Raw genomic sequence first — 14,573 nt, forward strand, 5'->3', positions numbered from 1 at the left:
GCTCGATCAAGGCTCGTAGCTCCTGACTTGATGAATGCGTAGAGAACATCCATCACAGCAGGGCTACGAGCCCTTCAGCTTTCAAGACACGAACCTGTTTCACCATCAACCACGAAGAGCCGCCAAAGCTCCGTTCTTAGCTGCACCTATAACGTCTCTCCAACCAACATGAATAAGACCTGCGAGGGCTTAACCGTGGATTGAGTCGTCACAGGGGCTGGCGGCTCATTCTGGGGTCTTTGGGCGGCTGTTGGGGCGCGGCTTCGCGAAGCGGTGACGGCGCGCCGGGGACAAGCACATCCAAATTCCGAAAGGTATCGGCAACGAGCCTACGATGCAGGCAGAACTCGGATCTCGGTGATGCTACTCGCAGCCCATTCCGGCGGCTCCGTGCCGGGACTGCGCCGCCGGACCCGCACCGCCCGAGCAAATTGGCCAGGCTTGGCGTCATCGGGAAGCTGGCTGCCGACTATGCCGGTGAGCCAATGTCCGTCGATCGACACTGCGACCATGCCCGAGCTGGAGCGTTCAATGCTGACGATTGTCCCCTCAATTGCGTCCGGGGGATCCCAGGCGGCCACGGCTTTCCAATGTGGTTCACAAATAATCCGCTTTGTGCAGAACCGGCATACATCTGGCTGCGGTCGCGCCAGGGTTCGCCCCTTGGACTGCGCCATGCGGACGTCCCCTAGGAGATTGGTGATCGCAGAGGGGCTGACCTCAATCTCTGCGGGGCCCTGCTGCAGGTTGAAGACGATCACGTGCTTCGGAGGAATACCGAAGGTGACCTTGAAGAGATGAGCGTAGAACGTCATCTGGTGCTTGACCGCTTGGGAGGGCTGCCCGGAGTCGTAGCGTCCGGTCTTGAGGTCAATGATGAGGCCCTGGGCACCGCCAGCTGCAACGTCGAGGATGCCGAAAAGATGGTTGGCTTCGTCAGTCAGCAGCAATTCAGTGCGAATACCAGTCCCTGCGCCCGCGAGGATGGCGCTGAGCTCCTTCCCGCGTGACCGCAGCCGTGCCCGCGTGATGACGGCCTGCGGCATGCGGGCAATGTCGATCCCGCGGCTAGCAACGATCTCATCGAAGCGTCCCTGCAGCCGCATGCCCGGATCCTCACGCGCCCATTCCACGTTCTCAATCCATTGCTGGAGTGCGAGGTGAGCAACGGAGCCAGCATTGCCAAGATCCTGCGCCGAGGGTCGAGCGGGCTCGTTTGCGGGCACCGCCGAAAGAGGGCAGCTTAACAGACGCCAGGCGGCTGTGGATGACCACCATTGCTGCAACTCGTCTGCCCCTTTCAGGCGCCTACCAGGTCAGAGTCAGAGATGAGCTTGAGCACCCGGCGGGGGTCCCGGTCAAGAGTGAAGGAGTCGACGAAGACAACCCCGTCCAGACCCCCTTCGGATGCTTCGATCTCAGCCATCGCCTCGGCAAGGCGGGGAGCGATGAGGGTTTCCTCGGACGCTTCGAATGGATGACGGGCGACCACAGCGAACGATCCTTCACTGGGGCTGTCGAAGCGTGCAGCGGCGACCGTGCTGCTGATGGGCGCCGCATTGTATGCCCGCGCCCACCTGTCGATAGCAGCAGCCTCCGCCGCAGTATCGATGCCCAAGGGCTTGCCTTGAAGGAGCCCAAACAGGTCTCTGGCAAGCCGCCAGTCGAGCAGTGCGTGATACGGCATGTTGCCGTAGTCACGCAAGCAGCGGTAGCAAGAGGAGCTGCAGGTAGCTGAGTGAGATGGATCCTCCAATTCCGTGAGGTAGTCGGCGATCGAGTCGAGGAACTCGGGTAGGAAACCCGATGAGCCGAGGTGGGTGCTGAACCCGGCTCCATTCTCGAGGGTGTCGGCCAGGAAGGCATAGGTGGCCGGAGCCCCGCTCGTCGTGCCGGAATAGATACCTGCGGCGAGTTCAAGGGGCTGGATGTCGAGCGCTGCAGAAGCGACGGTGCGCAGCAGGAAGGCGAATGAATACCACGCGGCGCGGCGGCTGTCCGCGACTTCCTGAGCGCCGTATGGCTGGCGGACGCCTGAGACGAGATTGAGACGGAGCCCAGAACTGGGAATCGTGGGAGCGGCAGCCCCGGCGAAGAGGAAGTCGGTGTGCTGTACGGCGCCGAGGGCAACGCTGATCGGGTCTCCGGCGGCGGAGGAGGGATGGAGTAGCTCTGCTTCGATGGCGCGTGTGGAGACATAGCCGCCCCACTCCGGGCCTCCAGGAGCTGCCCTGCGGAGGGTGAAGCACTGGCCGCCGTTGTCGTTGATGACATAGCGGGAGCCGGGGCCGGCGAGGAAGATGGCTTGGCCTGGAGTCTGTGGGGTGAGGGCATCCATGTCGGTCATGGCTCTAGCGGCCATGGCGCGGGGGCTCCAGGAGAAGTTGCCATCGAAATCAGTTCCGCGCGCGCTGCGGAACCCGAGCGGTTCGCGCATCGGGACAGTGGCGTAGAAGCTGGGCCCAGCCCCGCATCTGGGACAGGTATTCGTTGGTTGCCCTCCGGCCTCCTGCTCGCCGAGATACGAGCAGGCACGGCAGATCGACAGCGGTGACTCCGGTCCGAGTGGATCCGGCAGCGGCTGAGGACGAGTGCCCACGGGCTTGAATGCGGTGATCCCAACGACCGGGTAGACGATGCCATCGCGGACCACTTCGCTCATCGGGGCGAATTGGCTCACGGCCATGCTCAAGTCGCGGTCGATGACTCCGGTGGGCGGCCACGGATAGGAACGCCTCGGTCGGCTGAGGTGGAGGTAGCGGACTGAGGTGGGGAAGCCGAACATGGGCAGGAGACCGCATTCCGCGAGCAACTGGCTGAGGTCCTCGTGTTTCTGGGTAGCGGCTGCCGCGTCGATCTCCGCGACGAACGTTGAGGCACATCTTGACGCTTCATCGTCGGCGGTGTCGTGGAATACCGTGCTCCGCGCAAGGGAGCGAGCCGCATCCCGGATTCTGTCTGGGTGTTCCTGGAGCCACTGTTCGAAACGGGGCCGGAGCACCGTCAGCCAGTCGGCGGTCTTCCCAAACGCGCCATGCACGTTGACGCTGGGATCGTCCCCGTCGGTGACGGAAATGATGTCAACGGACGCTTGCCGCAGGATTTCGCTGCGCAGCGAGCGAGCCAAGATTTCTGGCCGGTTCAAGGCAAGGTACGGCTTGGGGGTGGGTTCGTTGGTGATCCGATCAGGTCGTTCGAAGTAGTACTCGTCGTGGCTGCGGCCGCGGCATACAGTGAGGGCGATCGCAACGGGCGAGTTGCGGCGCCCGGCGCGGCCCACGCGCTGCTGGTAGTTGAATCGAGTAGGGGGCATGTTACCTAGGACGACGGCGGAGAGGGCGCCGATGTCCACTCCGGCTTCCATCGTCGTGGTGACGGAGAGAAGGTCGACGGCGTCGGTCAGCTCGTTTTCACCGGAGCCGAGGAATACGTTCTGAAATCGTGCTTGACGGGACTGCGCATCAATTCGGTCGGTCTGCCCGGTTAACTCTGCGGTGTTGATCCGGAACATGCCGTCGCCCCGGGTGGCCTTCCAAGCGTAGTAGTCCTGATCAGCGTCGATGGGGTTGGCGGTATTGGGCAAAGGGGCTGCACATTTCGTGCAGTAGCCATTGCCGGTCGTCAGGTGGCGGCGGCTGCATTTGGTGCAGACCCAAGCGTGTCCCTCACCCGTCCGCAGCACTACCGCGGAGGGATCGATCAGATAATCCACGAGAGCCGTGCCCGCTCTCGTGCGAACCTCGTCGTGGACGCTATCGGGACTGGTTCCCTCCGCGGCAGCCACGGCCATCCAGAACTTACGAAGTGTGGGTGTCGGGTTTGCGCGCGGTGTGCGGAGGCGGAAGAACCGGCGCTGGTCGGCGAGGATGCGCAGTGCCGCACGTGCCTGCCCAGTGGCGTGATCGGTCGGCCCGCCGGCGGGGGCAGTGTCGGAGGCCAGAGTCAGCCAACCGAGTCCGAGCGACTCGAAGTCGCGGCCTCCTCCTGAGAACAGTCCTTGGAGCAGTTCCTCTTCGAGAGAGCTGCTGATGTCATTGAGCAGTGCTGTTTGAGGATCAGTGAGGCCGGCCTTGGGCGACGGTGGGCTGACCTGCCAGTTGTAGAGCTGCGACCATGGAACTGCGGGATCTTCGGAAGTCTCTCGGAGGCGGGCATGGGGGCCGCCCGGGTTCATCCCAAGCTTGAGGAGATCGGAAGATACTTCGGCGGCAAGTTCTCGCAACGATGGAGGCGCTGCCAGCTTGCCTTTCAGGCGCTCGGCGTCGGCTGGGCCAGTTCCGGGCTTGCCGTCCCACACCTCGCGGAGCTCGGCGAGTGCGGCAGCATCGCGCTGCTTCAGTCTGTCGAGAGCGGCGAAGGATTCTGGGGATTTCTCATTTTGGAGCACGTGGGCTTCGGCCAATTGGACGTCCTGAGCGGTGCCTCCTGAGGCGGAGAGCCGAGCATAGAGCAGCTGGCGAAGCAGGTCCTGGTAGTGCCGGAGGCCGAGGCCAGCCGAGAGCTTCGCGGCGTCTTGGCGGCTGTCGGTGAAGACTATGAGCTTGCGCTCTGCGTCTCCGAGGTCGTTGGCGAGTTCGGTGGTGAGTACCTGATTGATCTTCTCGAAACCGGTGCGCATCTGCCGGATCGGTGAACGTTGTGTGGCCGGATCGGTTGGCTTGAGGCGCCCGTTGCGGCCAAACTCGATCTCCCAGTCGTCGCCACAGTTGGGGCACTGCGTCGGGAAGGGGCTGACGGTATCGACCGGACGCTGCAGTTCCCCGGTGGCCTTGTTCCGGGCGATACGGGCGTGGAAGCTCCATCCGGTGAACCCTTCAGCACGGTTGGTGAGCTCGCCTGAGGCGGGGTTGAGCTTGCTTTGCCGGAAGGCGTAGGCGACGGCGTCCCTGTCGCGGTTCCAGGATGGTGAGTCGAGGTTCGTCAGAGTGGCTTGAGGGCGAGGCCAGTAGACAAGGTAGTTGTCGGCGGTGCGCTGAAGGGAGACCTGATCGGGCAGTTTTGCTAGTTCGGGGACGTCGGCAAGCAGCATTGTCGTCACAGCTGGTTTTTGGAGTTCGCCTTCGGGGGCAAAGCCACCGAGCATTACATCACCGCAGTTCTGGCAGTACAGCAGCTCTAGCACCCGCCCACCACATTCGCACCGGGTTGCGGGCTCGGAGAACAGCTTTCCAATGGTCCGGTCGGGCTGCGCTTCGGAGACAGCAGCGCAGGCGGGGTCGCAGCATGCCCACATGCCGACGACGTTGCGGAAGAACAGGTGGGCGCGGAACTTTGGGTCCCCGGGGTGCGGGTCTTGGGCGAGGCCAGCGAGGACTCTTGAGATCGCCCGTTCCGAGACGTCCGCTGGCGTGCCGGGGAAGACATCTTGGGCGACCCGGCTGAGGGTCTTAGCTGCGCCGGTTCCGTCGCCGTGGAGGACCCCTCGGAGAGCGTCGACGACTCCGTCCGTTCGACCCTGAGCGGCTGCGTTTGACGGATCTGCATGGGCCAAGGCGGCAGGGTCGGCCTCGGGCGGTGTGTGGTAGGCCGACGGCGTGATGCCGGAGCCCCCGATGAAGTCGAACGTTCCGGGGGCGACGTCGAAGAACTGGTGCAGATAGTTGCTGTCGCGTCCGGAGTCCAGCGAGGCGGACGCGGCGAGGACGCGGAACTGCTCGGGGCGTGAATCCAAGCCCAGGCGGTGCTTGAGGGTACGCAGGAGGTAGGCCACTTCAGTGCCCGCGGTTCCGCGGTAGGTGTGGAGCTCGTCGACCACGAGAGTGAACACGTTGGCCGGGTCTTCGAGCCATTGGCGCGTGGAGTCGAAGAAGTGCCCGTCCCGCTCGCGCAGGAGCATCACGTTGAGCATGGAGTAGTTCGTGATGAGGATATCCGGCGGGTAGTCGAGCATGTCCCATCGTGAGCGCATCTCCGCGCCATCCAGGCGCGGCACGAAGTAGCGGAGGTCGTCGTCGGCCTTCTGCGCTGCGATTTCCCACGCCCGGGCTCCGCGCCGACTGGTCTCGCGCAGGTAACGGCGTAGTTCCCCGACCGCAAGGTTGTTGCCTCGGGTTCCGGTGACCGGTGTGGCGCCCGTGTAGCGGCCGAAGTAGAAGCGGTGCCCGTTGCGGTTCTCATCAAGCCATGCACGGATACTGTCGCTGTCGAGAGCGCGGCGCAGGCGGATGAGCTGATCGTCAACCAGCGCGTTCATCGGGTAGAGGACGAGGGCTCGGACGGCGGCTGTGCGCCCCGTTTCGCCGTCCCGTTGGGCGCTGAACGGGTTGCTGTCGCTGGTCCACCAGTCAGTCGGCACTGCGCCGCGTCCCGTCCAAGAACGCGATTCGTTGAGCAGCGACGACAGGACCGGCAGGAGGAACGATTCAGTCTTGCCTGACCCTGTGCCGGCGGTGATCACCATATGCCCTCCCTGCTGTACACCCGCGGCGAGGGCTTCCTCTTGATGCCGGTACAGCGAGGGGACACCCTGGAGCAGGCCGATACCGGCGAACTCGGCGAGATCGGGGTCCGCTCCTGCTGCTGCGACAGATGCGGCGAGGGTGTGGCCGGCGCTTTCGTATTCGGGCCGAAGCTCGATCAAGGGCTTGCGGTAGACACCGCCGTCGCGGTCGAGGAGGGCCCGACGTTCCGCCTGCAGACGGGCGTCCGCGAGACCAAAGGGGGTGTCGTAGTAGCGGAAGTAGGCGTCCCGCAGGTGCTCGAACGTTTGAATTGCGTCAAGGTGCGTGCTGGCGTTGGTCATTGTGCCGGGTCTTCCTGTTCAGCTACTTACATGGAGGGTCTGTCCCAGCGAAGACGCGACGAGCTCGGCGATCTCGCGAGGGACGTTGTCGTAGAGCGCGGCTTTAGCCGCGCTGTCGAATCGAGGTGTGAAGCCGCTGCAGAGGACGAGCACCCTCGAGTGAAGCGCAGGGAGGGGGACAGCCTGATCGAGGACCAGCGTTCCCGCTCTGCTGCAATCCTCGTAGTCCGGCTGCCAGTGAATGATGCTGCTGCCTCGTCGTGCAAGCTCGGCGAAAATGCCGCGAGAGAGCTCGGCCGCGTACCAGGAGCCGTCACGGCGCAGCGTGTACCGCCAGCGGCCGTGGACATGCTCGCGATAGAGGCCGTCGGGCAGTGCGAGGTCCCTGGGAGACGCTGGTGACCAACGCCGGGGACTGAAGCCGACGAGCTGCTCAAACGGAGAATCATAGGCCGGCGGTGCGCTAGGGTCCAAGGGGAGGGACGCCTGCAGCTTCCCAGCTATGCCTGCCGCCGCGCAGCCGACATACTTGACACCGATGTCGTTAGCAGCGTTTTCGAGGTCCCGGGCCTGCTTGTAGGGGATCATTATCGTGGTCGGCGACGGGAGTGTTCCCTCGCGACTGGGCCGTCTTGCTTGCTCGAAATAAAGTCCCGCATTTTCGATAGCACGCATCAGCCGCGGCCTACGTGCACCTACAAGGACAGCAATGCCGTCGGCAAGCGGAAGTCTAGTGATCACTGGCGGAGCAACGGACCATTTGCCTTGCTTCCAGTCCACTTCACCGTGCCCGAGAGATGCTATGTCTCGCAGCCAATTCCCGCCGACATTGTCAGACACAGTGAGGTCTTCGGTACGGGCGAGCCAAAGTGCGCGTGTGCTGAAGTCAGCGATCGTGCCGCCGCCGTTTTCGCTGATCCAGGATAGGAGGAGGTCGCCTGTCATGCCGCACCCCCTGCAATCTGCAGCCGCATCTTCCAGAGCTTGCCCCCGTTCGCGTCAGTGCATGCCCGCTTCCAGGCGTCCAAAAGGTCGATCTCGACTTCGTATTGTTTCGGGCTTGCGGGGCCAATCTCCGTCAGGCGCCAGAGACGGCCACGGCGCTGGGCGAGCCACCGGGCGGTTGAGGCTGCGCCAATTTCAAAGACTGGCGAATAGAACTCGATGTTAATGCTGGAAATGAAGCGGGGCGGTGGAGGTTCCGCCACCTTCTCGCCGTGCCCGTCCTCGTGCAGGAGCCAAGATTCGTCTCTACCGCGGAGCCCGAGCACGGTGCCTGTGGCAGTCATCCCGGGGACATGTGCGCCCATTACTGCGGCGTCATCCTGGTTCGATACGCTCAGCTGTCCGCTGCTGGTCCAGCCGAGGCCCCCAGTACCAGCAGGCGGAGCGGGATCAGGGCCCTCGTCCACGGTGGTGAACACAAGCTCCTGCCCGTCGGCTTGCACAACATGGCGGCCCGTTTCGTCGACGAAGCGACGAATCGGCAGAGGAAAACCGTTCGCAGGGACTCTATCCCTTCTCCCGTCGAGGGTGACAGTTGCGATGCGATGTTCCCTGCCGAACGGCAGGAGGAGGTCCGGTGCACCCCCGGAGAGGTAGTGGTGGGCCGAGATCGACGAGGCGACAGGCAAGCCATGGACTAGCTTGGCACGCGGAACTACTTCTGGGACGGCACCTATGGCGCGGAGGCCGGGCAAGCGTGAGAGCACATCCCTGAGCCCCTGCCCATCAAAGAAGCGCACTCTTTGGAAAAGCTCGTAGCCCTCGAGAAGGAAGGAGCGCCGCTGCGGGACCCGGCGCCAGCCCTCCGCGGCAGCTTCTTCCAGCAGGCGCCGGAAATCAACGGCATGCTGAGAGATGACAGCGATGACATGCTCCTCGTAGGGCACCATGCCGGGAACCGATGACCAGGCGCCGGTCTGGGGGTCGGGAGAGAAGAATACTACCCCTGAGGGCGGGAACACGGCCGCGAATTCCCCGCCCCGAAGCTGGAACCCGGAGTAGACACGGGAAAAGGTCACGGCTGGAGCGTTGTGATCCGTGTAGTACTCACGGCCCTCGACAGCGCTTAGGGTAACCCCATGAGGCTCCTCCTGCCCGGCGAGGACAAGCGTTCCGGGTCCTCCCTTCGGCACAGGGAATAGCCAACGAGTCTGCCACGTGTCTAAATCGATGCTGAGTTTGACCGCGATATTCTGCTTTCCCTCGCTTGTCACTACCCTGCCGTCCCAGGCGCGGGCGTGGGCCGCGACGACCGACCCCAACAAGGAGCGCATCTGGGAGTCTGCCAGAGCGCCCATGAACGCTTCGCTAAGCCTGTTCCGCCCGTCCTCTGCCCAGATGTCCAACGCACGCAGCAGGGTCTCGGGGCTGGGCGAGTCGTCTGGAGAGACATTGAGTGCTTGAAAAAGGCGCGTCAACGATGCGCGATCGCTCAGACGGACAAGAGCTTGCGAGAGGGGGTAGCCGATTCGTGATGGGTGGGGGACTTCCGGGATCGTTGAGGTACCGACGGCGCCTTGCTGACTCTCGATCCAGTGATGTAAGCCAACCCACATATCCACGACTTGGAGGAAGGCCCCGCGTTCTTCGAGGTCTCTCCGTAGCGCTTCAAGTTCGGAATCCGTGCCATCCGGGAGGATGGTCTGGGCGAGGCGAAGGTAGTAGTTCGTCGACCTCGCCGCCTTGTCTGAGCGCATCCTCGTAGCTGCCAAGACGGAGATAGCAATCACCGGAAGCACGGGCGGTGGCTCGATCTTTGGACCACGTTGCCATCGCCGGTAGGCCATGAGCAAAGGGTTAAACATCGATCGGCCAGCCGCCAGGCGGAGGCGGCATCGGACGGCCGCGGAGAGGTTACGGGCGCTGTCCTCACCGGGGTTCAAGCGTCCAAGTTCGCTGTCATCTACAAAAAATACCGTCGGGCCGTGATGCGGATGCAGGAACGCGTCGGCGAGCAATTTCTGCCACTGCTCGTACGTGTCCATGCTCGAGACGACGGGACGGGCGGTAGGGCCTTTCAACTCAAGGCCAGAAGCACCAGGACCAGGCGATTCGTCGGTCGTGACCCCCATGGTCCAGTCCCCCTCAATACTCAACCGTCCAATCACATCACACTGCATTCGGGGACAACCCCAAGGAACATGCAGCCAGCTAGCAGTGTCATCCGTCCGAGAGGACAGAATGACTTCTCTTGCTGAAGGTGACAGATGTCTGAAGACTACTGCCTGCCGTGGTGTAGGCCCAGCAAAAGAGGCTTACGCGCGACACGAAGGAGACCAGTAGGACGGCATATAGGAACGAAATCGAAAGATCGCGCGCAACAACGTGGCGCCCCGCCGTTCTCGTCGCACTACGCTGTAGCCGACGTCCGGTTCGACCACTACTGCCTCCGCCGGATCCCTCGAGGACCTGCCGTTCGCATCAACGAGCGCAGCTTCCTGGACTGTGGGCCGAGGAATCTCAAGACTTCGGTTCATCGAGCCCGGTCGGCTTGGCTGGGGTCACTGCAAAACCCGTAGCCCCGTCATCAGAGTCGACTAGCACGAGCAAAGTGTCACATAGGTACGGTTTCCATACTCCGCTGCGGAGGAGGACCACTGGTCCGGGAACCAAATCTGTTGGCGCTTGCACCGCGTACTGTGGATCGAATGAGCCTGCTAGACCTGCCGTCTAGAGTTGCTGATCCTTATTTCCGAACCCGGAGACCTGGTCAGCGTACGTGTTACGCCAGCGCCGCGGAGGAAGCTGTCGGCATCGACGGCGAGAGACGGCATTTCACGGCCCTGGACGAGCGAATCTACCCTTCTGCCCCGATAATGCCCGAAACGGACCTGGCCGTGCCGGGTTGCAGCAAAAGTTCAGGCTCGTAGTTGGTGCCGACCAGAGTCATCGAGCCGCGCGTCCCAGAATCGTCGGTGGCTCCTGTCAGAATATAGGGGTGAACGAAGCGAAAACGAGTCTTTCTGATTTAACTGCAGTGGAGATCTGCGCCGGAGCTGGTGGCCAGAGTCTCGGACTGCACCTCGCAGGCTTTCGGCATACGTTGGCCGTCGAGCTCGACCGCGACGCGGCCGCTACGCTCGAGCGCAACTTGTTCCGCGTTGCATCTGCAGACGGTCAACCTCAGCCGCTCATAGCCGTCGGCGACGTAGCGGACGACGCGGTCTGGAAGCCCGAAGACCACCGAGGCGTTTCGCTGCTCGCAGGTGGCGTTCCTTGCCCGCCGTTCTCCCTCGCCGGCAAGCAGCTGGGGTCGTCCGACGAGCGCGATCTCTTCGCGTGGGCCGTTGAGGCAGCCGGCCGCATGCAGCCTGACGCCGTGTTGCTCGAGAACGTGCGTGGCCTGTCGATGCCGCGCTTTGCGGGCTACCGTCAGGCAGTGCTGGATCGCTTCGCCGAGCTCGGCTACCGCGCCGACTGGCGTCTGCTAGAGGCCAAGGACTTCGGGGTCCCTCAGCTTCGCCCGCGATTCATCCTCGTGGCCCTGCGCGATGAGTTCGCGCCGTACTTCTCCTGGCCTGAACCGACCCCCGCCGTTCAGACGGTGGGCTCTGCCATTTATGACCTGATGGCGGCCAATGGATGGCCCGGTGCCGAGGCTTGGGCGCGAAATGCGCACCGTGTGGCCCCGACCATCGTCGGCGGCTCCAAGAAGCACGGCGGGCCCGACTTGGGCCCGACGCGTGCGAAGCGTGAGTGGCGTTCCCTGGGCGTCGACGGCTTGGGGATAGCGGATGCTGCGCCCGGCCCTGATGTCCCCGTCAACTTCGTACCGAAGCTGACGAACGAGATGGTTGCGCGCATCCAGGGCTGGTCTGGACCCGGTTACGAATGGGACTTCGGCGATCGCAAGGGGCGGAAGACAGCTACCTACCGGCAGATCGGCAATGCATTTCCGCCGCCAGTGGCGCGCGCCATCGGACTCTCGATCGCCTCCGCGCTCCGGAAAGATGGTCAGCCTCTTGGGAACCATGGTGCGGGTAGTCAGTACCGCGACGAGGTGTACCGGGCGCTTCGCGACCAGACCGGGTTCATCTCGCTAGCTGGACTGCGCAGGACGCTTGGAGGGGCTTTCACTGAGAGCGAGATCGAGCGCCGAATTGCATTCATCCGTCGGGACTTTGAGGTCGAGGAGCGTCGTCGCGGCACGACCGTTACATTCCGGCTGGGTGCCTGGCGCGCTTTCCGCGGGCAGGAAGATCATGTGCGCCACGCTGCATTTGCCACTGAGCGACTTCGCTCGAAGATCAGTTAACGCCCCCTTGATATTTGTCTGATGCCCCCAGGGCGAAGGCAATCGTTCGACCTCAGAGCCAATCGACCGGCAGCCTAAGACTGCCCTTGACCAGGACTTTGCAGCTCGGGGACATAATTCGTTGTTCACGCCTCCGCTAAAACGAATATCTCGATCTGATCTACGAACTCGAGAGCAAGATTATATCTATCAATAATTTCCTCCGGCGTTAGGTCTATGAGAGCGCTTGCATAATCGTTGTGGACAACCTGGTTACGAAGGTGCCCGAGCTGCATAAATGCAGCATGTTGGGCCTTGAGTTGTTCATTGGTCTTCAACGCAGCCTTAAATGTCCGACCACATACATCTCCGAAGCTGGTAAAAAACCCCTGAGCAGTTCCGGACTTCCACTCGAACAAGGTGTGAAAGCCGCGAGCCATGACCTGCTTTGCAACAAACTCTGCCAATCGGTCAGTTCCGTGCCGACTGAATATTTCTGGAACGAGGGCTTTGACCTTGCCCTCCAGGCTACTGGCAGCAGCAACCAGCAGATGCTTATGATAACTACGGTTTAGAGAAGAAAGGCCAGATGGGCTTCTGCTTAGATCGGAGGCTAGGTCTACGTAATCTTGATATAATAGGCCAACCGCGTCATTTATTTCTGCCATTTAACGTGCTGCGCGCTCAATGTGGCTGCGAAGTATTCCAATGCGTTTACGTATATTGACCGGCTTTGTTGATCCTTCCTGAAGTGTATCGGCAAACTCTTCCGTTTGTTTAGCCTCGCTAATTGCTTCAGAAATCTTTTTGTGTTCCATCGCGGGTTGCCCACATTGCTGCCAGGCAGCATACGCGCTTTCAAACAAAACCCCGCTAAACTTTCCCGCACGCATAAAAGGTGACGGCGTATCACTAAACAGTGTGAAGAACCCCGTGAGTCCGTCGTGGGCGGTCCGCGCATCCTGCTCTGAGAATTTCCTTGCCTTCAGGCAGTAGTTATTGATGAAGTTTGCCATGGAGCCACTGAATCCGTCGGAGGAGCTGGCAAGGGCGAGTGCACGTAAAAGGAATTCGGTATCGCGCATTCGGGCGTCCGGTTTCTCAGTGCCGACAATGTGACGCCAGGCAGGATCAGAGTTGAGGTTAATCACCTCGATGAAGAATTCGGAGTGATAGAGACTCGCGCGAATCTCTTGTTGCGTTAGGTTTACACCACCGGTGTTCAGCCTGTTGAAGAGCTCGAAGACAGCAGAGTTCCCCTCGGGGCTTGTTTGCTTAACAACAATATTTCGGAGGGTACGTAAATCGAGGGACGTTTTGTCTTCTTTTAGCCCCTTATAAGTTAGGCCATGGAACCTATTGGGCTTACCTGTTGGCGATTTCGGTAAAGAAAGCCTGAAGGTCTCAAAAAACTCATCGTCCTCGAGGAAATCTTCATCGATGAAACCCTGCTGAAGGCGGGCGCGGAGCTCGCCGCGAATTTTGGGTTTTGGAAAACGGCCTTTAGAAAAGAAATAGAGGGTGAGAAGTCGCTGTTGTCCGTCGATGACTAGGAAGCTATTTCGTTCTTCCTCGTAAAGAAATACCTGCGGGACGGGCAAGCCGATAAGCAACGACTCGATCAGCTTTGAGGCACGTTTACGATCCCAGATATAGTTTCGTTGGAAACTGGGGATTACCATCGCGCCTGATCCGATAAAGCTAACGATTGTGGAAAAGTTCCAGTCGTTAGGCGACGAGACTATATCGTAGTCCTGCACCTCCACTTCGTCGGATTCAAGTGAAGCTTCATCCAACCAAGACCCGTCAGCAGCGGGGGACCCCGCCACGGGGCCTGCTGGGTCTTCAACCATTTGATAGGTGCTGGTCATAATTCTCTCCGCTCGTACTGCCGGGTTGGTCGTCGGACACTTAGAATATCGAGTTGGTGCGACCGTTTCTGCTCCTGTGGCCGAAGGCGTAACTTAGCCGACTGTACTTTGGATTAGAAGGCATCTCCCGCGGGCACCAGGTCGGGCATCGCTGAGACTAGTCTTTAGTTCCTTTGCTGCTTCTACAGCCTCATCTTCGGGGAGGCAACTGAACCACCGTCATCATTTCTGTCGTTTCGGCAGACTCCAGCTTCAGCCTAAACACCAACAGCAGCACGTCCTCGCCCGGCACGTACCAGTCCCGCTCGGGCACCCGGCCGAAGCCCAGCGACTTATACAAACCGTGGGCGCGTTCCATGAACGTGGCGCTGGTGATGCTGATCGCCTCGATATCGGGAAGCTGCCGGGCGTGCTCCACGATCTCCCTGACGTCGGCACGGCCCACCCCGCCGCCGGGTCCACGGCGAGCATCCGGAACTCCAGCTCCCCGTCCTGCGCGATCTCGCTGTACGGCTGGCCGGCGAACGTCAGCGTCACCGCTGCCACCATCTTTCCGGCGGCTTCCGCCACCCACACCTGGGCGTGCTTGGCACGGTGCTCCACGTCCTCCAGCACACCCACGTACGGGTGGTCGGCGGCGAAGTACCCTGCCCGGAGGTAGGCGTCGGGGGTGATGCGCCGGACCTCCGGGAAGTCCGACGGCAGAGCCCGCCGGAACACC

The 14,573-nt window shown here is 61.8% G+C and carries 7 protein-coding genes and 1 pseudogene; 1 reads left to right on the top strand and 7 read right to left on the bottom strand.

Going from position 1 to position 14,573, the window contains the following annotated elements:
- Positions 1-329 precede the first annotated feature (329 nt).
- From ACETK3_RS12800 to ACETK3_RS12815, 4 genes are read right to left on the bottom strand one after another with little or no spacing between them, the layout of a single operon-like run.
- Positions 330-1,286, bottom strand: a complete 957-nt coding sequence (locus ACETK3_RS12800) for a PD-(D/E)XK nuclease family protein (RefSeq protein WP_373993012.1) — start codon at positions 1,284-1,286, stop codon at positions 330-332.
- A gap of 14 nt (positions 1,287-1,300) precedes the next feature.
- Entirely contained in the window at positions 1,301-6,742 is a 5,442-nt protein-coding gene (locus ACETK3_RS12805) for a DEAD/DEAH box helicase (protein WP_373993013.1), read from the bottom strand.
- Between the two features lie 18 nt (positions 6,743-6,760).
- Entirely contained in the window at positions 6,761-7,687 is a 927-nt protein-coding gene (locus tag ACETK3_RS12810) for a hypothetical protein (RefSeq protein WP_373993014.1), read from the bottom strand.
- On the bottom strand, positions 7,684-9,732 hold the full coding sequence (locus tag ACETK3_RS12815) for a hypothetical protein (protein WP_373993015.1): 2,049 nt from the start codon (positions 9,730-9,732) through the stop codon (positions 7,684-7,686). The genes ACETK3_RS12810 and ACETK3_RS12815 overlap by 4 nt, the downstream gene beginning before the upstream one ends.
- A 953-nt stretch (positions 9,733-10,685) precedes the next feature.
- On the opposite strand from ACETK3_RS12815, the gene ACETK3_RS12820 reads away from it, so the two are divergent.
- A complete protein-coding gene (locus ACETK3_RS12820) occupies positions 10,686-12,002 on the top strand; it encodes a DNA cytosine methyltransferase (protein ID WP_373993016.1) in 1,317 nt (438 codons plus the stop codon).
- Positions 12,003-12,127: 125 nt separating this feature from the next.
- Here the strand turns inward: ACETK3_RS12820 and ACETK3_RS12825 are convergent, their stop codons facing one another.
- The 3 genes and pseudogenes from ACETK3_RS12825 to ACETK3_RS12835 form a co-directional block, all read right to left on the bottom strand.
- Positions 12,128-12,649, bottom strand: a complete 522-nt coding sequence (locus tag ACETK3_RS12825) for a HEPN domain-containing protein (protein WP_373993017.1) — start codon at positions 12,647-12,649, stop codon at positions 12,128-12,130.
- Positions 12,650-13,852, bottom strand: coding sequence for a DUF262 domain-containing protein (locus tag ACETK3_RS12830; protein WP_373993018.1), 1,203 nt, complete (start codon positions 13,850-13,852; stop codon positions 12,650-12,652). It lies immediately after the preceding gene.
- A gap of 190 nt (positions 13,853-14,042) precedes the next feature.
- Positions 14,043-14,572 (bottom strand): annotated as a pseudogene (locus tag ACETK3_RS12835) (GNAT family N-acetyltransferase).
- Between the last annotated feature and the right edge of the window lies 1 nt (position 14,573).

Source organism: Arthrobacter sp. E44 (assembly GCF_041877125.1).
Taxonomy (GTDB): domain Bacteria; phylum Actinomycetota; class Actinomycetes; order Actinomycetales; family Micrococcaceae; genus Arthrobacter.

What these genes read in the sequence shown, in the direction of transcription:
- ACETK3_RS12805 (WP_373993013.1), bottom strand. Translation starts at nt 6,742, where the DNA reads ATGACCAACGCCAGCACGCACCTTGACGCAATTCAAACGTTCGAGCAC.
- ACETK3_RS12810 (WP_373993014.1), bottom strand. Translation starts at nt 7,687, where the DNA reads ATGACAGGCGACCTCCTCCTATCCTGGATCAGCGAAAACGGCGGCGGC.
- ACETK3_RS12815 (WP_373993015.1), bottom strand. Translation starts at nt 9,732, where the DNA reads ATGGACACGTACGAGCAGTGGCAGAAATTGCTCGCCGACGCGTTCCTG.
- ACETK3_RS12825 (WP_373993017.1), bottom strand. Translation starts at nt 12,649, where the DNA reads ATGGCAGAAATAAATGACGCGGTTGGCCTATTATATCAAGATTACGTA.
- ACETK3_RS12830 (WP_373993018.1), bottom strand. Translation starts at nt 13,852, where the DNA reads ATGACCAGCACCTATCAAATGGTTGAAGACCCAGCAGGCCCCGTGGCG.